This window comes from Ensifer sp. ENS08 (assembly GCF_014852195.1).
Lineage (GTDB): Bacteria > Pseudomonadota > Alphaproteobacteria > Rhizobiales > Rhizobiaceae > Ensifer > Ensifer adhaerens.
Map to the genome: position 1 here is coordinate 44,216 of NZ_JACVBF010000011.1, position 17,288 is coordinate 61,503.

General features: G+C 62.4%; 15 protein-coding genes and 2 riboswitches. Of the genes, 7 read left to right on the forward strand and 8 right to left on the reverse strand.

Annotation, left to right across the window (positions count from 1 at the left end; all coding sequences use genetic code 11):
• Window positions 1-78: 78 nt before the first annotated feature.
• The 7 genes from nrdF to IB272_RS21890 all read right to left on the reverse strand — a co-directional run bounded on the left by nrdF (window position 79) and on the right by IB272_RS21890 (window position 8,589).
• Window positions 79-1,053, reverse strand: coding sequence for a class 1b ribonucleoside-diphosphate reductase subunit beta (gene nrdF / locus IB272_RS21860; RefSeq protein WP_110818810.1), 975 nt, complete (start codon window positions 1,051-1,053; stop codon window positions 79-81).
• A gap of 128 nt (window positions 1,054-1,181) precedes the next feature.
• Window positions 1,182-3,335, reverse strand: a complete 2,154-nt coding sequence (nrdE, locus tag IB272_RS21865; protein ID WP_110818809.1) for a class 1b ribonucleoside-diphosphate reductase subunit alpha — start codon at window positions 3,333-3,335, stop codon at window positions 1,182-1,184.
• Window positions 3,305-3,721, reverse strand: coding sequence for a class Ib ribonucleoside-diphosphate reductase assembly flavoprotein NrdI (nrdI, locus tag IB272_RS21870; protein ID WP_110818808.1), 417 nt, complete (start codon window positions 3,719-3,721; stop codon window positions 3,305-3,307). Before nrdI ends, nrdE begins: the two co-directional genes overlap by 31 nt.
• Window positions 3,722-3,733: 12 nt before the next feature.
• The gene (gene nrdH, locus IB272_RS21875) at window positions 3,734-3,955 is read right to left on the reverse strand and encodes a glutaredoxin-like protein NrdH (RefSeq protein WP_034805557.1); all 222 of its coding nucleotides are present in this window, start codon (window positions 3,953-3,955) and stop codon (window positions 3,734-3,736) included.
• 387 nt (window positions 3,956-4,342) lie between these two features.
• A riboswitch (cobalamin riboswitch) is annotated at window positions 4,343-4,569 on the reverse strand.
• Between the two features lie 150 nt (window positions 4,570-4,719).
• Window positions 4,720-5,520: a hotdog domain-containing protein gene (locus IB272_RS21880; RefSeq protein WP_110818807.1), complete on the reverse strand. Its 801-nt coding sequence runs from the start codon at window positions 5,518-5,520 to the stop codon at window positions 4,720-4,722.
• Window positions 5,517-7,871 (reverse strand): 5-methyltetrahydropteroyltriglutamate--homocysteine S-methyltransferase, encoded by a 2,355-nt coding sequence (gene metE / locus IB272_RS21885; protein WP_110818806.1) that lies wholly within the window; start codon window positions 7,869-7,871, stop codon window positions 5,517-5,519. Before metE ends, IB272_RS21880 begins: the two co-directional genes overlap by 4 nt.
• A gap of 99 nt (window positions 7,872-7,970) precedes the next feature.
• Window positions 7,971-8,190: riboswitch (cobalamin riboswitch) on the reverse strand.
• 18 nt (window positions 8,191-8,208) lie between these two features.
• Window positions 8,209-8,589 (reverse strand): hypothetical protein, encoded by a 381-nt coding sequence (locus tag IB272_RS21890; RefSeq protein ID WP_162731770.1) that lies wholly within the window; start codon window positions 8,587-8,589, stop codon window positions 8,209-8,211.
• A gap of 63 nt (window positions 8,590-8,652) precedes the next feature.
• Between IB272_RS21890 and IB272_RS21895 the strand changes: the two genes are divergently transcribed.
• The 6 genes from IB272_RS21895 to IB272_RS21920 all read left to right on the forward strand — a co-directional run bounded on the left by IB272_RS21895 (window position 8,653) and on the right by IB272_RS21920 (window position 14,966).
• Window positions 8,653-9,579, forward strand: a complete 927-nt coding sequence (locus IB272_RS21895) for a LysR substrate-binding domain-containing protein (protein ID WP_060581053.1) — start codon at window positions 8,653-8,655, stop codon at window positions 9,577-9,579.
• 192 nt (window positions 9,580-9,771) lie between these two features.
• Window positions 9,772-10,614: a metallophosphoesterase gene (locus tag IB272_RS21900; protein WP_192445046.1), complete on the forward strand. Its 843-nt coding sequence runs from the start codon at window positions 9,772-9,774 to the stop codon at window positions 10,612-10,614.
• The gene (locus IB272_RS21905) at window positions 10,611-11,777 is read left to right on the forward strand and encodes an ABC transporter ATP-binding protein (protein WP_060581051.1); all 1,167 of its coding nucleotides are present in this window, start codon (window positions 10,611-10,613) and stop codon (window positions 11,775-11,777) included. Before IB272_RS21900 ends, IB272_RS21905 begins: the two co-directional genes overlap by 4 nt.
• Before the next feature lie 106 nt (window positions 11,778-11,883).
• Window positions 11,884-12,846 carry a sugar ABC transporter permease gene (locus IB272_RS21910; protein ID WP_083523550.1) on the forward strand — a complete coding sequence of 321 codons (963 nt, stop codon included), beginning with the start codon at window positions 11,884-11,886 and terminating at the stop codon, window positions 12,844-12,846.
• Window positions 12,843-13,676 carry a carbohydrate ABC transporter permease gene (locus IB272_RS21915; RefSeq protein ID WP_192445048.1) on the forward strand — a complete coding sequence of 278 codons (834 nt, stop codon included), beginning with the start codon at window positions 12,843-12,845 and terminating at the stop codon, window positions 13,674-13,676. The genes IB272_RS21910 and IB272_RS21915 overlap by 4 nt, the downstream gene beginning before the upstream one ends.
• A gap of 24 nt (window positions 13,677-13,700) precedes the next feature.
• Entirely contained in the window at window positions 13,701-14,966 is a 1,266-nt protein-coding gene (locus IB272_RS21920) for an ABC transporter substrate-binding protein (RefSeq protein WP_134886647.1), read from the forward strand.
• 64 nt (window positions 14,967-15,030) lie between these two features.
• Here IB272_RS21920 and IB272_RS21925 read toward each other — a convergent pair whose 3' ends face one another.
• Entirely contained in the window at window positions 15,031-16,017 is a 987-nt protein-coding gene (locus tag IB272_RS21925) for a substrate-binding domain-containing protein (RefSeq protein ID WP_060521959.1), read from the reverse strand.
• A 235-nt stretch (window positions 16,018-16,252) separates the two neighbouring features.
• On the opposite strand from IB272_RS21925, the gene IB272_RS21930 reads away from it, so the two are divergent.
• Window positions 16,253-17,281 carry a substrate-binding domain-containing protein gene (locus IB272_RS21930; RefSeq protein ID WP_034805587.1) on the forward strand — a complete coding sequence of 343 codons (1,029 nt, stop codon included), beginning with the start codon at window positions 16,253-16,255 and terminating at the stop codon, window positions 17,279-17,281.
• The last annotated feature ends 7 nt before the right edge of the window (window positions 17,282-17,288 follow it).

The following is a 17,288-nucleotide window of genomic DNA, read 5'->3' on the forward strand; positions in this document are numbered from 1 at the left end:
CGCTGCTATTGCTGAACAAAGGCCGGCGAGGGCGTCCTCGCCGGCCTTTGTTGTCAGGTATGACCGAATGGACCGTCCTTAAAAATTCCAGTCCTCGTCCTCGGTCGCCACAGCCTTGCCGATAACGTAGGACGAACCGGAACCGGAGAAGAAGTCGTGGTTCTCGTCGGCATTCGGCGAAAGCGCCGAGAGAATGGCCGGGTTGACCTTGCAGGCTTCCGCCGGAAACAGCGCCTCGTAGCCGAGGTTCATCAGTGCCTTGTTGGCGTTGTAGTGCAGGAACTTCTTCACGTCTTCGGTCAGGCCGACGCCGTCATAGAGCGCCTCGGTGTATTTCGCTTCGTTGTCGTAGAGGTCGAGCAGCAAGTCGAAGGCGAAATCCTTGATCTCCTGGCGGCGTTCCTCGCTCAAGCGCTCCAGCGCGCGCTGGAACTTGTAGCCGATGTAATAGCCGTGCACCGCCTCGTCGCGAATGATCAGCCGGATCATGTCGGCGGTGTTGGTGAGCTTGGCGCGGCTCGACCAGTACATCGGCAGATAGAAGCCGGAATAGAACAGGAAGCTTTCGAGAAAGACGCTCGCGACCTTCTTCTTCAGGGGATCGCCGGAGGCATACTCCGCCATGATCAGCGCTGACTTCTTCTGCAGGAACTCGTTCTCTTCCGACCAGCGATAGGCGTCATCGACATCGGGTGTCAGGCAGAGCGTCGAGAAGATCGAGGAATAGGAGCGGGCATGCACCGCCTCCATGAAGGAGATGTTGGAAAGCACCGCCTCCTCATGTGGGGTGGCCGCATCTTCCATCAGTCGGACGGCGCCGACGCCGTTCTGGATCGTGTCGAGCAAGGTGAGGCCGGTGAAGACGCGGATGGTGAGTGTCTGCTCCTCCGGCTTCAGCGTTGCCCAGGAGGGAATGTCGTTGGAAAGCGGCACCTTCTCCGGCAGCCAGAAATTGCCGGTCAGACGGTTCCAGACCTCCAGGTCCTTGTCGTCTTCGATGCGGTTCCAGTTGATGGCGCGGATGCGGCTTGCGGGTTTGGTGTGCATGTTCATGTCGTTGAACCTTTGTGATCGTGTATGCCTCATCGCGCGGTGAGGGGGTGCCCCTCATCCGCCTGCCGGGACCTCTCCCCGCTTGCGGGGAGAGGGCTAGGGTGAGGGGCCGTTACTGGAATGCGAGGTTACAGCGCGCAGGAAACGCAGCCCTGGACCTGCGTACCCTCGAGCGCCATCTGCCGAAGGCGGATGTAGTAGATGGTCTTGATGCCCCTCTTCCAGGCATGGATCTGAGCACGGTTGATGTCGCGGGTCGTTGCCGTGTCGCGAAAGAACAGGGTCAGCGACAGGCCCTGGTCGACGTGCTGGGTGGCGGCCGCATAGGTGTCGATGATCTTCTCCGGCCCGATCTCGTAGGCGTCCTGGTAATATTCGAGATTGTCGTTGGTCATGAAGGCGGCCGGATAGTAGACGCGGCCGATCTTGCCTTCCTTGCGGATCTCGATCTTCGAGACGATCGGGTGGATCGAGGAAGTGGAGTGGTTGATGTAGGAGATCGAACCGGTCGGCGGCACGGCCTGGAGGTTCTGGTTGTAAAGGCCGCCTTCCATCACTGCCCGTTTCAGCTCCAGCCAGTCCTCCTGAGTCGGGATCGAGATGCCGGCTTCCTCGAACAGGCCCTTCACCTTTTCGGTCGCCGGCAGCCATTCGGCTTCGGTGTATTTGTCGAAATAGTCACCCGACGCGTATTTCGAGTTTTCGAAGCCGGCGAAGTTCTTGCCCTTTTCGACCGCCAGCCGGTTCGACGCGCGGATGGCGTGATAGGTCACCGTGTAGAAATAGATGTTGGTGAAATCGATGCCTTCCTCGGAGCCATAATAAATGCGCTCGCGGGCGAGATAGCCGTGCAGGTTCATCTGCCCGAGGCCGATCGCGTGGCTGTCGTCGTTGCCCTTTTCGATCGAGGGCACGGACGAGATGTGGCTCATTTCGGAGACGGCGGTGAGGGCGCGGATCGAGGTCTCGATCGTCTGGCCGAAATCCGGGCTGTCCATCGCAGCCGCAATGTTCAGCGAACCGAGATTGCAGGAGATGTCCTTGCCCATGTGCTTGTAGGAGAGGTCGTCGTTGAACGCGCTCGCTTCGCTCACCTGCAGGATTTCCGAGCAGAGATTGCTCATGGTGATGCGCCCGGCGATCGGGTTTGCCCGGTTCACCGTGTCCTCGAACATGATGTAGGGATAACCGCTCTCGAACTGGATCTCGGCGATGATCTGGAAGAAGTCGCGCGCCTTGATCTTGCGCTTGCGGATGCGGGCATCCTCGACCATCTCGCGGTACTTCTCGGTCACCGAAATCTCGGTGAGGGGCACGCCATAGACCTGCTCCACGTCATAGGGTGAGAACAGATACATGTCCTCGTTGTTGCGGGCGAGCTCGAAGGTGATGTCGGGGATGACGACGCCGAGCGACAGCGTCTTGATGCGGATCTTCTCGTCGGCGTTTTCGCGCTTGGTATCGAGGAAGCGCATGATGTCGGGGTGGTGGGCGTGCAGGTAGACAGCACCGGCTCCCTGGCGCGCGCCGAGTTGGTTGGCGTAAGAGAAACTGTCTTCGAGCAGCTTCATGACCGGGATGACGCCGGATGACTGGTTCTCGATCTGCTTGATCGGCGCGCCCATCTCGCGGATGTTGGTGAGCGACAGCGCCACGCCGCCACCGCGCTTGGAAAGCTGCAGCGCCGAATTGATGGCGCGGCCGATACTCTCCATGTTGTCCTCGATCCGGAGCAGAAAGCAGGAGACGAGCTCGCCGCGGCTCTTCTTGCCGGCGTTGAGGAAAGTCGGCGTTGCCGGCTGGAAGCGGCCGGAGATGATCTCGTCGACGAGATCGCGGGCAAGCCCCTCGTTGCCGCGCGCCAAGGCCATCGCCACCATGCAGACACGGTCTTCGTAGCGTTCCAGGTAGCGCTTTCCGTCGAAGGTCTTCAGCGTATAGGACGTGTAGTATTTGAACGCCCCGAGGAAGGTCGGAAAGCGGAACTTCTTTGAATAGGCATGATCGTAGAGATCGCGCACGAAGTTGAAGGAATACTGGTCCAGCACTTCCTGCTCGTAATAGCCCTCGGTCACCAGATAATCGAGTTTTTCCCGGAGGTTATGGAAGAACACCGTGTTCTGGTTGACGTGCTGGAGGAAGTACTGTTTCGCCGCCTGCCGGTCCTTGTCGAGCTGGATCCGTCCCTCTTCGTCATAGAGGTTCAGCATTGCGTTCAGCGCATGATAGTCGAGCGCTGCTTCCGTCGCCTTCAAGGGGCGTTCGAGTGTCGTGACGTCCAAAATCGTTCCATCCCGTTTTTGACATTGGCGACGTCCTCGTCGGTCCCGAGCAGCTCGAACCGGTAGAGATAGGGTACCCGGCACTTGGCCGAAATCACGTCGCCGGCGATCCCGTAGGTCGCGCCGAAATTGCTGTTGCCCGCTGCGATCACGCCGCGGATGTGAGAGCGGTTGCCCGCGTCGTTCAAGAAGCGGATGACCTGCTTCGGCACCGCCCCGCGGCCATCGTCGCCGCAATAGGTCGGCACGATCAGCACGTAGGGCTCTGCGACCGTAAGTGCGTCCTTACCTTCCCTGAGCGGTATGCGGGCGGCGCGAAGGCCGAGCTTTTCGACGAAGCGATGGGTGTTTTCCGAGCGACTGGAAAAATAGACGATCAGGCCCATCGCCCGCGTCCTTCAGGAAAGCGCGCTGATCATGTCCGGGCGGAAACCCGCCCAATGCCGCTCGCCGGCGACGACGACCGGGACCTGCCGATAGCCAAGACCCTGCACCAGCGCGAATGCATCGGAATCCTCGGAGATATCGACGATGCGATAATCGATGCCTTGGCGGTCGAGCGCACGGGTTGTGGCGGTGCATTGGACGCAGGCTGGTTTGCTGTAGACGGTGATCGACATGGGTTCCTCGTGAGGGTCTGGCAAATGGGCGCAAAAAATCGTCGGATCGCGCGAACGCGAACCGTGGTGTTGGCGATTGGACACGAAACATCGCTCCCCGGTCGACTCGACCGGAGTTGACGTCGTCAAGCTGGCCCAAGGTCGGTTACGCAACCGGGCCGGCTCGTTTTGGTCGGGCGCTCAGGAATTCCGCGGATGCGGGTTTTCAAGGCGCGGCCTTTCGATCAGGCGCGCAACAACGCGCACCCGTCCGCAGAAGGTGGATCTGAACTGGAAGAAACTGGCATGACTTCACCCCGAAGCTTTCGACGGGCTGCCGGGGAGACGTCGAGACGATCGGGCAGGCTCATCCTGCCACGCACTCAACCCCTCCGGACACCCCGCCCGTGGACGTTTGGTGATCGAGGCAGGTCTCCTGGCTTACGGGTCAAAGCTTCCATCCCGACCTTCCCGAGGCCTCATGCCTCAGTGGTCCAAATCCGGACAGTCGCTCGCCGTCTACAGTTGCGGGGGCAGCTACGGCATAGCCTCAGCGGAAACCCGCCGGCGCACCGTATTCCCGTCTTAGCTCCCAATCCTTGCGAATCGGAAGAACCTCGAACACTAGATATAGTAGTTCATCGCAAATCTGCGTCAATAGGTTCCGTATGTGGAAGGCGGGGGTAGGAGGGTGGTTTCTTTTGCAGTGTGGATAACGGGGAGTAAACAGCCGGTTGGCACCAAGGTTGTGGATAGGGCGCCCCTGGTGCGGACGCCCCATTCCATCAAGCAGCGAAAGCGGCCACGGGCCGGTTGTCATCGTCGACGGCGACCATAGCGAACGTTCCGGTAACAGTCCGCTGTCGCAGACCGGTGAGGAGCTCTTCCGACCAGAGTTCGACCTCGACGGTGGCTGAACTGCGACCCGTCCGCACAATGCGGGCGATGGGTTCGATGATCGAACCGATCATGATCCGGTGCTTGAAGTCCATACCGGTGCAGGAGGCAAGGACGGTCGCCCGGCGGCTCCGGCGCGTCGCGACGACGAATGCGGCCTTCGTCATATGCGCGAGGGCGTTGCCACCGCATATGGCGCCGAAGCTGTTGGCCTGGCCGGGAAAGACGATGTCGACCATGCGTAGGGTGCCCGCCTCTTCGGGCGTGTCCGTTGCCACATCGAGCGGCGGCAGCATCCAATCCGTTTCATCGGCACAGGGCATCGCGACCATGGTGAAGGTGCCCCTGCTGCAAAGGGCGCGGCTGCCGGTGGCGATATCTTCCGCGATCATCTCGACCTCGACCACCACCGAGCGGCGCCCGACACGAACCGGACGGCCGCTGAAGCAGACGATCTGACCGATGCGCGCAGGCGCACGAAAATCGATGCGGTCGCAGGATGCGGTGACGAAGGGAACGCGCCCGTGACGGGTGGCGACGATGAAAGCGATCCGGTCCATCGACGCGAGGGCGGCGCCACCAAAGAGCGTGCCATGGTGATTGGTATCGCCTGGAAAAACGATGTCGATCAGGGTTTGTGGCGCCGGGGTTTCCCCCGGCGCCGTCGTGACTTCGTGCTGCCCCGTCATGCTTTGACGGCTTCGCGCGTATCGGCGGCAAAAGCCGCTCGAAGCGAGCGGGCGGCGGCGACCATGTTGACGAGCGCCGGCCGCGTCTCTTCCCAGCGCCTGGTCTTCAGTCCGCAATCGGGATTGACCCAGATCTGGTCCGGCGTGAGGCCCTCGGTCGCTTTTTCGATGAGATGCACCATTTCCTCGACGCTGGGCACGCGTGGCGAATGGATGTCGTAGACGCCCGGGCCGATCTCGTTCGGATAGGCCTTGTCGGCGAAGGCGCCGAGCAGTTCCATTTTCGATCGCGACGTCTCGATCGACATGACGTCGGCGTCCATCGCCGCGATTGCGGCCATGATGTCGTTGAACTCGGAGTAGCACATATGGGTGTGGATCTGGGTCGCATCGCCCACCCCGGCTGCACTGAGACGGAAGCACTCCACCGCCCAGTCGAGATAGGTCTTGCGATCGGCATTTCGCAGCGGCAGGCCTTCGCGCAGTGCCGGTTCGTCGATCTGGATGATGGCGATGCCGGCCGCCTCGAGATCCGACACTTCATCGCGCAGTGCTAGCGCGATCTGCCGGCACACCACGGAACGTGGCAGGTCGTCACGAACGAAGGACCATAGCAGCATGGTGACCGGACCCGTCAGCATGCCCTTGACCGGGCGATCGGTCAGCGACTGCGCGAAGGTCGCCCACTCGACCGTCATCGGGTTTGGTCGCGAAACGTCGCCGAAGATAACAGGCGGACGCACGCAGCGCGATCCGTAGCTCTGCACCCAGCCGCTCTGGGTGAAGGCGTAGCCCGAGAGCTGCTCGCCAAAATACTGCACCATGTCGTTGCGCTCGAACTCGCCGTGAACGACTACGTCGATGCCGACCTCTTCCTGCCAGCGCACCGCCACTTCGGTCTCTCGGCGAAGATAGGCGGTGTAGTCGACATAGCTGAGTTCGCCCTTCGCATGCAGTGAACGGGCCTGCCGAACCTCCGATGTCTGCGGGAAGGATCCGATCGTCGTTGTCGGGAAGAGCGGCAATGACAGCTTCTTCGCCTGCAGTGCCCGGCGGCCCGCGAACGGGGATTGCCGCTTGCTGTCCGCATCCGTCAGCGCTTTCAAGCGCCCGGCGACCAGAGGATCATGGATCCTGAGTGAGGTGAGCCTCGCCTGGGCGGACGCGATCGAGGCGGCGAAAACGTGCTCGGAAATGGCAAGCCCCGGCTCGAAGGCGCTGGCAAGCAGGCTGAGTTCGTCGAGTTTCTGCGTACCGAAGGCGAGCCAGGAGGAAAGTTCCGGATCAAGCGCACGCTCCAGCTCGAGATCGATAGGCACGTGCAGGAGTGAGCATGAAGGTGCGAGTTCGATGCGGTCGCGGCCGTGGGCCGAAGTCAGAGGCTGCAGCCGGCGGAACAGGCCGGCCAGATCGGTCCGCCAGATGTTGCGGCCGTCGATGACCCCGAGCGATAGGACCCGGTCCGCCGGAGCCGATTGGATGAGCGTGTCGATCTGCTGCGGCGCGCGCACGAGATCGACATGCAGTCCATCGACCGGCAGCGCCAACGCCGTTGCCGTGTTGTCGCCGATCGAGCCGAAATAGGTCGCCAGCATGATCTTGAGTCCGGGCACGTCGGTGTCGAACGTGCGATAGGCGAGGTCGAGAGCGCGACGATCCTTGTCCGCGAGATCGAGCGCCAGGCAAGGCTCGTCGATCTGGACCCAATCGGCGCCGGCGTCAGCAAGCTCCGCCAGGACCCTCACGTAAACGGGCAGGAGCCGTTCGATCAGATCGACCGGATCGAAGTCGCCGCCCTTCGATTTGCCGAGCTTCAGCAGTGTCACCGGGCCGATGAGCACCGGGCGTGTGCGATAGCCGAGGGCCTGAGCTTCCTGGAAGGCTTCCAGCGGCCGATTGTGGGTGAGCTCGAAGCGCTGATCCCTGTCGAACTCGGGCACCATGTAGTGATAGTTGGTGTCGAACCACTTTGTCATTTCGAGCGCGGGAGTGCCGCTGCTGCTTCCCGAATGGGTGCAGCCGGCGGCGCAGGGCGTTCCGGCCGAGCCGCGCGCCATGGCAAAATAGGTGTCGAGATCGACCGGGCCGCCCGTCCAGCCATAGGCCGGCGGGATTGCGCCGACAAGCACGGCGGTATCGAGCACGTGGTCGTAGAAGGAGAAGTCGTTGGAGGGGATGATGTCGATGCCGCGCGTTTTCTGCGCGGCCCAGTTTTCAGCGCGGAGCTTGGCTCCGGTATCGAGAAGTTCGCCGCGGCTGGCCTTTCCGGCCCAATAGCGTTCGAGCGCGAATTTCAATTCGCGACGGCGGCCGATGCGCGGGAAACCGAGATTGGCAGTCTTGATGGTCATTTCCTTACCCCGAAGGTTATGGGCAAGGCTTGAATGCGACGCAGCCGCGGCGCGAGAGCGATCCCGCGTCCTCAACGCGCCTCATCGGACACCCCGCCCGTGGACGTTGTTCATCGCGGCAGGTCTCCTGGCTTGCGGGTCGTCACGGACCGTTCCGTCTTCCCGAGGCGTCTCCCTCAGTGACATCTTCGAACGGCCGCTCTCCGCTTACAGTTGCGGGGGCAGCTCCGGCATGGGCGCTTGTCTGGCGCCGCACCGAATTCCCTCTTAGCTCCGTCCCTCCAAAGGCGGGCGAAGAACCACGATGGGGCGACAATGCCCTGTCCCGAGCTCTTCGTCAATCGCATAAAGAAATGCTTATGTCTTTATTCTCTCCCGCCGCCGCCCGCGGCGAGACAATGGCAGGACGAGGTCTTTCCATTGCTTTCCGCTCACGGGACGGTTGCGGTTTGGTCGAAGCGTCCTCCTCCGGCCACTGCCACGGATCCGCCGCGTCGCCAACGCGCGCGCGGATATGCTCTTGATCTCGCGTCAGGCCGATATCCCGGAGTTGGAACTCGTTGAACGTGTCGATGGCAACCGGAGGGTTGAGGGTCTTATCGGCCCAGTTCAGGACATGGTAAATCGTTGATCGCACTGCGCTAAGCATTGCTATCCTCACTTCTTTCAAGGGCGTGTGTTCGCGAAAAAAAGTGAGGGTTTTTGCCGTTTCGCGCAAAGCGATTTCTCGCATGCTGGCATAAAGAATGCTTATCTCAGTTCCATGAGCAAGATTCCTCCCATGAGTGCGGTGCGCGCCTTTGAGGCCGCCGCCAGGCACCTGAGTTTCACCCGCGCCGCCGAAGAGCTCGGCATGACGCAGGCGGCCGTCAGCTATCAGATCCGGCTGTTGGAAGATCGCATCGGCGCGCCGCTGTTCGTTCGGCTTCCGCGCGAGGTGCGATTGACCGGCGCCGGGCGGCAGCTAGCGCCGAAGGTGACCGAAGCGATCGATCTCTTAGGGGCGGCTTTCTCGGAGATCGCCGACAAGACCGAACATCACCTGCACATCTCGGTGCTGCCAACCGTCGTGTCGAGCTGGCTCGGTCAGCGCCTCGCGTCGTTTCAGACCGCGCATCCCAACATCAGCATCAGGGTGCACATGTCGACCGAGTTGGTCGATTTCAAACGTGACGCCATCGATCTCGCGGTGCGCAGCGGCGCCGGCGACTGGCCGGGCAACGATGTCTTTCCCTTGTTTCCGCTCGATTACGTGCCTGTCTGCACGCCATCCTTCCTGGAAAAGTACCAGCTCAAGGAGCCCGCGGACGTTCTGAGAGTCCGGCGTTTCGGCAACGCCAGCTGGTGGCGGCGGTGGATGATCGAAACCGGCGTCGAGCCGCCGGCAAGCAATGGCACCGAATTGATCTTCGACGTGCAGGCGATGGATGTCGCCACAATCCTTGCGGATCACGGCATTGCGATTGCCGTCTCGACCTTCCTGATGGATGAACTGAAGAGCGGCAGGCTCATCCGGCCGTTCGAGCATGTGGTGCGCGACGGCCGCGCCTATTGGCTCGTCTATCCGCAAAGCACCAGGCGGCAGAAGAAGATCCAGGCCTTTCGCGACTGGGTCGTCGCCGAGGCCGATGCGTCGAACGCCATGCTTTCGACCGTGATGGAGCAATCCTGTCCGGCGTCGCGTCGGACCGACCGCGGCGCAATGTAGAGACACAACGGGGCCTACTCGGCCCGTCGGTCTTCTGAAGATGACGCTTTCATGGAGAAACTGAAAATCAGCTGAGAACGGCTGTTACCAAACTGACATGGCGGCTCCCTAAAGACTGCGGCCAACCGCAGAGAAGGAAAGTATCAGCCCTCCGACGCGGATACCGCAAGCCATCGTCGGAGGCCCGTTTCCATGAAAATCGTCCAGATCAGCGACACCCATCTCAGCCCCGCCAAAAGCCACTTCAATGGCAATTGGGAACCGGTTCGCGCCTGGATCGAGGCGGTAAAACCCGATCTCGTCATCCACACCGGCGACGTCACCATCGATGGTGCCGACCACGAGGACGACATCACCTTCTCGCTCGATCTGATCGGCCAGCTCTCGATGCCGGTGCTGATCGTTCCCGGCAATCACGATGTCGGCCATCTGCCGGGTTCGCACCAGCCGGTGGATCCGGTTCGGCTTGCCCGCTGGCGCCGGCTCGCCGGTCCGGACTACTGGGGCCGCGACCATGGCGACTGGCGGCTGCTCGGCCTCAACAGCCTGCTGATCGGCTTCGAGGACGAAGAAGAAGACAGGCAGTTTAATTGGCTGGAGGAACAGTTGCTCAGCCGCGACGGCCGCCGGGTGGCCGTCTTTGCCCACAAGCCGCTTTTCGTTGACGATCCGCAGGAGGGCGACACCGGCTACTGGGGCATCCGTCCGCGCCAGCGCCAACGCCTGTTTGATCTTTTCGCCGAAGCCGAGGTGGCGCTGCATGCAAGCGGCCACCTGCACTGGGCCTGGACGGGCAAGCACGCCGGGACGTCGCTCGTCTGGGCGCCGCCGACCTCCTTCATCATTGATACGCTGGAACGGCCGATGCCGGGCGAGCGGCTGGTCGGCGCCGTCGTACACGAGTTTAGCGACGTCAACGTCAAAAGCGAGATCATCGCGGTGCCGGGACTGACCAGCCACCTGCTCGATCCGATCGTCGAAGAGGTCTACCCGCTGGCGGCCAAGAAGACGGTCCGTGTGGAGGCCGCGCAATGAGCGTGCTTTCGCTAGAGGGTATCACCAAGTCCTATGGCGGCAACGCGATCCTGAAGGGGGTTAGCCTGCAGGCGGAGGCGGGTGAGTTCATCGCGCTCGTTGGTCCTTCCGGCTGCGGCAAGAGCACGCTGTTGCGCATCGTCGCCGGTCTCGATCATGGCGACGGCGGCGAGATCGTCATCGGCGGCCGCAGTGTCGCGCGCATGGCCGCGGCCGATCGCAATGTCGCGATGGTCTTCCAGTCCTATGCCCTCTATCCGCACCTGACGGCGGGCGAGAACATCGCCGTGCCGCTTGCGATGCGGCGGCTGACAGCGGCGCAGCGCCTGCCTGTGATCGGCAATCTGATGCCGGGGCAGAAGCAGATCCGCAGCGATATCCAGCGCCAGGTCAAGGAAATGGCGCTGGCGCTGAAGATCGATCACCTGCTCGACCGCAAGCCCGGCCAGATGTCCGGCGGCCAGCGCCAGCGCGTGGCGCTCGCCCGCGCCATGGTGCGCCGCCCGGCCGTCTTCCTGATGGACGAGCCGCTCTCCAATCTTGATGCCAACCTGCGCGTCCACGCCCGCGGCGAGATCGTCGATCTCCACCGCCGCGCCGGCGTGCCGACGCTCTATGTCACCCACGACCAGTCGGAAGCGCTGTCGATGGCGGATCGAGTGGCAGTGATGATCGGCGGCAATCTCTTGCAACTGGCGACCCCGAAGGAGATCTACGACAACCCCTCCCATATCGAGGTCGCACGCTTCCTCGGCCAGCCGAAGATCAACGTGCTGGAGACCCGCACGGATACGGCGAGCATCGTGCGCTTCGGCGATCTGGTGCTTCTGGCAAGCCGCGGACAGGCGCCGGATGCTTCAGTGAAGCTCGCAATCCGCCCGGAATTCGTGCGCTTCCATGCGGCAAGCGCCGGCCGATTGAGCGCGCGGGTCGAGCGTATGGAGTTCCTCGGCTCTGAGGTGATCGTCCATGCCCGCCTCGATGCGATCGGCGAGGTGGTCACTGCCAAGTCAGCACCTGCCGAGGCCGCGGCGCTCGCGATCGGTCAGCCCGTTGACGTCGAGTTCATGCCGGAACGGGCGATGCTGTTCGACGGCGAGGGCACCCGGCTGCCGGCCGAGCGGGTCGCTATCGCCGCGACGCTGGAGAAGATCCATGGCTAAGGCGGGTTCCAATCGGGATACGGCGGCAGGGGCGGCGGATTGCGTGGATACCGCCCTCTGCCCTGCCGGGCATCTCCCCCACAAGGGGGGAGATCGGCTGGAGGCAATGCCTCAGCATTCATCTCTGCGAGACGGTGCCCAGCCGGCGCAGCGGCTGCGGACCCAGACGGCGATCGGTGCCGCGGCCACCGATCCCGATCGCCGCGAGGCCCGCATTGCCTGGCTGTTAGCGCTGCCGGCCATCACGCTGCTCGTCCTCTTCATCCTTTTACCGACCGCGGCGGTGATCGTTCTCGGTTTCACCGATTTCGAGCTCGGCTACGGCAGCTTCCGCTTTGTCGGCTTCGAGAACTATGCCGAACTCTTCAGCGACCGCACCTTCCGGCGCTCGCTCTGGAATACCACCATCTACACCGCGATCGTCACGCCGGTTTCGATCGTGCTGGCGCTGGCGATCGCCATGCTGATCGAGGCGGAAACCAAGGGCCGGGCGTTCTTCCGCACGGTCTATTTCCTGCCGGTGGCCTCGCTGCTCGTCGCCATGGCGACGGTCTGGCAATTCCTGTTTCACCCAACCATCGGCCCGATCAACACCTTCTTGGCCGTTTTCGGCATTGCCGGCCCCAACTGGCTCGGCGCCTCCGGCACGGTGCTCTACGGCCTGTCGATCATCGGCATCTGGCAGTCGGTCGGCTTCAACATGGTGCTGTTCCTCGCCGGTCTCACCGCCATCCCGCGCGAGCTCTATGCCGCAGCGGAAGTCGACGGCGCCAAGACCTGGTTCGATCGTTTCCGGCTGGTGACCTGGCCGATGCTCGGGCCGACGACGCTGTTCGTCACCACCATCAGCATCATCAACTCGGTTAAGGTGTTCGAGACGGTGAAGACGCTGACCGAGGGCGGTCCGAACAAGGCGTCGGAGGTGCTGCTCTTCACCATCTACCAGGAGGGCTTCGTCTATCTGCGCGTCGGCTATGCCTCGGCCATGACCGTCGTCTTCCTCGCCATCCTCGTCGTCCTGATGTTCCTGCAGTACCGCGTGCTCGACCGGAAGGTGCACTACGCATGACCAACACCATCTCCGTCACCCGCCTCATTCGCCTCGCCGTTCTCTCGTTTGGCGCGCTCATCTTCCTCGCGCCCTACATCTTCATGGTCTCGACCGCCGGCAAGGCTCAGAGCGAGATCTTCTCCTCGTCGCTGTCGCTGATCCCTGAGCAGTGGTCCTATGTCGAGAACTTTTCCAAGGCGCTGTCGCGCGTCTCGATGACGACCCTGCTCTTCAACGGCGTTGTCGTCTGCGCGCTGATCTTCGTCATCCAGATCGTCGTCGCCATCCCTTGCGCCTATGCCATGGCGAAGCTGAAGTTTCGGGCGTCCCGCACCATGATGGTGCTGGTCATGCTCGGCCTCCTGGTACCGATCCACGCAACCGCGCTGCCCATTTACGTGGCCTTCGACAGGTTGTCGGTGCTGAACAGCTACGCAGCGCTAGTGGCGCCGTTCTCGATCTCGGTATTCGCGATCTTCCTCTTCCTGCAGTTTTTCCGCGCCATGCCCGACGATCTGATCCATGCGGCACGCCTCGACGGTATGTCTGAAGCCGGCATCGTCGCGCGCGTCATCGTGCCAAACGCCTGGCCGGCGATCACCGCCTTTGCAATCTTCTCCGTCGTCGCCCACTGGAACGATCTCTTCTGGCCGCTGATCGTCGTCACCAACCAGGACTATGCGACCCCGCCACTCGGCCTTCTCTACTTCCGCGCCGCGGAAGCCGGCGACGACTACGGCGCGCTGATGGCCGCGACCCTCATCATCACCCTTCCCCTCGTGACCGCGTTTTTGCTGGCGCAGAAGCGTTTTGTCGAGGGCATCACCATGACCGGTCTCAAAGGCTGAACGGTCCAACCTGGAGCGCAACCCATGACACATCTGAGACAGCTTTTCACCGCGGCTGCCGCATCGCTGATGCTCGCAGCCCCCGCCGACGCCGAGACCCAGCTGACGGTGCATTATCCGATGCCCGGCTTCTTCAAGGACGTGATGGATACGATCTCGAAGAAGTTCATGGAAGAAAACCCGGATATCAAGATCACCTTCGCCAATCCGTCGGCGACTTATGAGGAAGGCATCCAGACGATCATGCGTCAGGCCGGAACGGCCGAGATGCCCGATCTCACCTTCATCGGCCTCAACCGCCTGCGCATGGTCAACGAGCGCGACGTCCCCGTTGATCTCGGCCCGTTCATCGCCAAGGACGGCAACATGGCCGAGCAGGGCTTTTCCGAAAACATCCTGAAGCTCGCCCAGGTGGGCGGCAAGCAGGTGGGCCTTGCCTTCGCCACCTCCAACCCGATCATGTATTACAACGCCGATCTCGTGCGCAAAGCCGGCGGCGACCCGGAAAACCCGCCGAAGACCTGGGACGAGGTCATTGCGCTCGGCGGCAAGATCAAGGCGCTTGGCGACGGCAACGAGGGCATCGATTTCCGCTGGCAGGGCGATGACTGGATGTTCTCCGCGCTGCTCTTCGGCGCCGGCGGCGAGATGCTGAGCGAAGACGAAAGCAAGGTTGCCTTCAACGGTCCCGAAGGTGAGAAGGCCGTCGAAGTGCTGGACCGCATGGTCAAGGAAGGCGGTCTGCCGGTTTTGACCAAGCAGGCCGGCGAGCAGGCCTTCGTTGCCGGCAAGGTCGGTTTCGCCTTCCAGACGACGGGCGCGCTGCGCAACACCATCAAGAATGTCGGCGACAAGTTCGACCTGCGCACTGCCCATATCCCGCTCATTGACCCGGCAAAGGGCAAGCTGCCGACCGGCGGCAACGCCGTCGTTATCCTGACGCGCGACGTCGAAAAGCAGGAAGCCGCCTGGAAGTTCGCGAAGTTCGCAGCCGGCCCCTATGGCGCCTCGGTTGTCGTTCCCGGCACCGGCTATGTGCCGAACAACGAGCTGGCCGCCAAGTCGCCTGAGTATCTCGCCAACTTCTACAAGGAAAACCCGCTGTTCCGCGCTGGTCTCGAGCAGATGGCGCTGATGCGCCCCTGGTATGCCTTCCCCGGTAGCAACGGGGTGAAGGTGACGCAGACGATCGTCGAGAACCTGTCGCGCATCGTCGAGCAGCAGGCCTCGCCGAAGGAAGCGCTGGACGAGGCCGCGGCCGAAGTCGAAAGCCTGCTGCCGCGCAGCTGATCCTGTAACCAAATCGATCGACGCCGCCCCGAAGGAAACTTCGAGGCGGTGTTTTCGTGTTTGCTCACGCGAGGTGGCGAACAGTCCCGCCTGCGTAGAGTCGGCAGTCGAGATTGAGATGGCGGCAGCCCGACGCATTCTCGGCCATATCGAGCAGCAGCGCCGCCGCTGCGAGCCCCATGTCGCCGTCGGGCATCGAGATGGTGGTGAGTGTTGGCGTCATCAGCCGGCCAAGCGCGATGCCGTCGAAGCCGGCGACGGAGACATCGTCAGGCACGGAAAGGCCTTCACGCCGCAGCGCTGCTATCACGCCGAGCGCCAGCAGATCGTTGGAAGCAATGATTGCGGTCGGGCGGTGCTGCGCAAGAACCGTCGCGAGGTCGAGGTTTTCATAGCCGTCGACGAAGGGGATCTCGACCGCCTCCATCGGCCGGGCGCCGGCTTCCTGCATAGCGGCCAAATAGCCGTCATAGCGCAGGCGCGCCCGGTCGGATGAACGGAAGTGGCCGGAGACGACGAGGATGCGGCGGTGACCGTGGTCGAGGATGTGGCGGGTGAGATCGAAACCGGCCCGGTAATTGTCGACGGTGACGGCGGCAGCGAAGCGTGCAACCGGCCGGTTGTTGAGAAGCACCGTCGGCGGCAGCGCCGCCGAAAGCGCCTCGCTGGTCTTGGCGTCGCAGAGCGTCAGGATCAGACCGGTCGGCCGCTGTTCGAGCAGCGAGCGCACGGCGCGCGCCTCGAGTGCGGGATCATAATTGGATTGGGCGATCAGCACGCCATGGTTCGCCGCCTGCAAACGGTGCTGGATGCCGCCGAGCGAGGCGGCAAACACCGGGTTGGTGACGCTTGGCACCAGCACGCCGACGACGGGCTGGCTGCGGTTGGTGGCGCGTCCCGTGGCCGGCGACGGCCGGTAGCCGAGTTCGGCCGCCGCCCGGCGCACGCGACGCACCATCTCGTCGCTGACGGGACCTTCGCCCTTGAGCGCCCGCGATACGGTTGCCAGCGAGCAGCCGGCATGAAAGGCGATCTGTTGCAGGGTAACCATGATCGCGCTCTAACGGGTCTGCGTGACAGCTGATTGAAGGACCGGACCCGAGGTTTTCCACGTCGCGCGTGAATTATTATTCATGCTGTGAATTATATTGACATAAGCCGAGTCCGCGGCTTAAATCGCAATCGTCGGAAGTCGAGGAGGAGTTCCGGCGAACTCATACATTCAGCGGCCGCAAACAAACGGCCCTATCGGTTTTTGGGAGGGGCTTCGGCCTCGAGGAGGACGCGTGCGCAAATTTCTCAGCACGACCGCTCTGGCGGTCATTGCAGCTTCGTTTTGGGCAGGTTCGGCAAGCGCCGAAACGGCGAACCCGTTTCGCTGCCAGCCCGGCGAAAAATACGTCATGAACGTCATGGTATCCGGCGTCGAATACTGGTTCCCGGTCTATGAAATGTTCAAGCAGGCCGGCCAGCAGTTCGGCTGCGAGACCGAATATACCGGCACGCCGGAATATGACGTCAACAAGCAGATCGCCACTTTCGACCAGGCGCTTGCCCAGAACCCGGCCGGCATTCTGGTGCACCCGATGAACTCCGATCCGTTCATCGAGCCGATCAACCGGGCGATCGATCAGGGCACGGCAGTCGTCACCTTCGCTGCGGACTCGCCGCTGTCGAAGCGCGTCTCCTTCATCACCTCGGACAACACCCGCGAAGGCATCTATGCCGCCGACGCGATCGCCGAGAAGATGGGCGGCAAGGGCGAATATGCCGTTCTTGAAAACCCCGGCCAGGACAACCACGACAAGCGCATTACCGCCTTCGTCAATCGCATGGCCGAGAAGTGGCCCGACATGAAACTCGTCGGTCGCGCCGCCTCGAACCAGGATCCGAACAAGGCCTATCAGGGTCTGATGAGCCTCATCCAGGCCAATCCGAACCTCGGCGCCGTGTTCATGCCGGAAGCCAACTCCGCGATCGGTGCGGCCCAGGCCAGCAAGGAAAGCGGCGGCAAGGTCCTCGTCATGTGCGCCGACGTGAACGCCAACATCCTCGACATGATCAAGGCCGGCGAAGTCTTCGGTTCGATCAACCCGAACCAGGGCATGCAGGGCTATATGGGCTTCATGCTCCTGTGGATGGCCAAGCACCCGGAACTGATCGACCCGATGAACGACGCCAAGCGTTCCGGCTTCAACCCGATGAGCATCCCCTTCGTCGACAACGGCCTTTCGATCGTTACCGCCGAAAATGCCGATGACTTCTACTGGGACAAGTACCTGAAGCGTCGTGGCACCAAGGGCATCGACGAGTAAGATTGTG

Coding starts and splice junctions, on each gene's coding strand:
- IB272_RS21900 (WP_192445046.1), top strand. CDS start 9,772: ATGAAAATCGTCCAGATCAGCGACACCCATCTCAGCCCCGCCAAAAGC.
- IB272_RS21920 (WP_134886647.1), top strand. CDS start 13,701: ATGACACATCTGAGACAGCTTTTCACCGCGGCTGCCGCATCGCTGATG.
- nrdI (WP_110818808.1), bottom strand. CDS start 3,721: ATGGGCCTGATCGTCTATTTTTCCAGTCGCTCGGAAAACACCCATCGC.
- IB272_RS21895 (WP_060581053.1), top strand. CDS start 8,653: ATGAGTGCGGTGCGCGCCTTTGAGGCCGCCGCCAGGCACCTGAGTTTC.
- nrdF (WP_110818810.1), bottom strand. CDS start 1,053: ATGAACATGCACACCAAACCCGCAAGCCGCATCCGCGCCATCAACTGG.
- IB272_RS21925 (WP_060521959.1), bottom strand. CDS start 16,017: ATGGTTACCCTGCAACAGATCGCCTTTCATGCCGGCTGCTCGCTGGCA.
- IB272_RS21910 (WP_083523550.1), top strand. CDS start 11,884: ATGCCTCAGCATTCATCTCTGCGAGACGGTGCCCAGCCGGCGCAGCGG.
- IB272_RS21880 (WP_110818807.1), bottom strand. CDS start 5,520: ATGACGGGGCAGCACGAAGTCACGACGGCGCCGGGGGAAACCCCGGCG.
- metE (WP_110818806.1), bottom strand. CDS start 7,871: ATGACCATCAAGACTGCCAATCTCGGTTTCCCGCGCATCGGCCGCCGT.
- IB272_RS21905 (WP_060581051.1), top strand. CDS start 10,611: ATGAGCGTGCTTTCGCTAGAGGGTATCACCAAGTCCTATGGCGGCAAC.
- nrdH (WP_034805557.1), bottom strand. CDS start 3,955: ATGTCGATCACCGTCTACAGCAAACCAGCCTGCGTCCAATGCACCGCC.
- IB272_RS21915 (WP_192445048.1), top strand. CDS start 12,843: ATGACCAACACCATCTCCGTCACCCGCCTCATTCGCCTCGCCGTTCTC.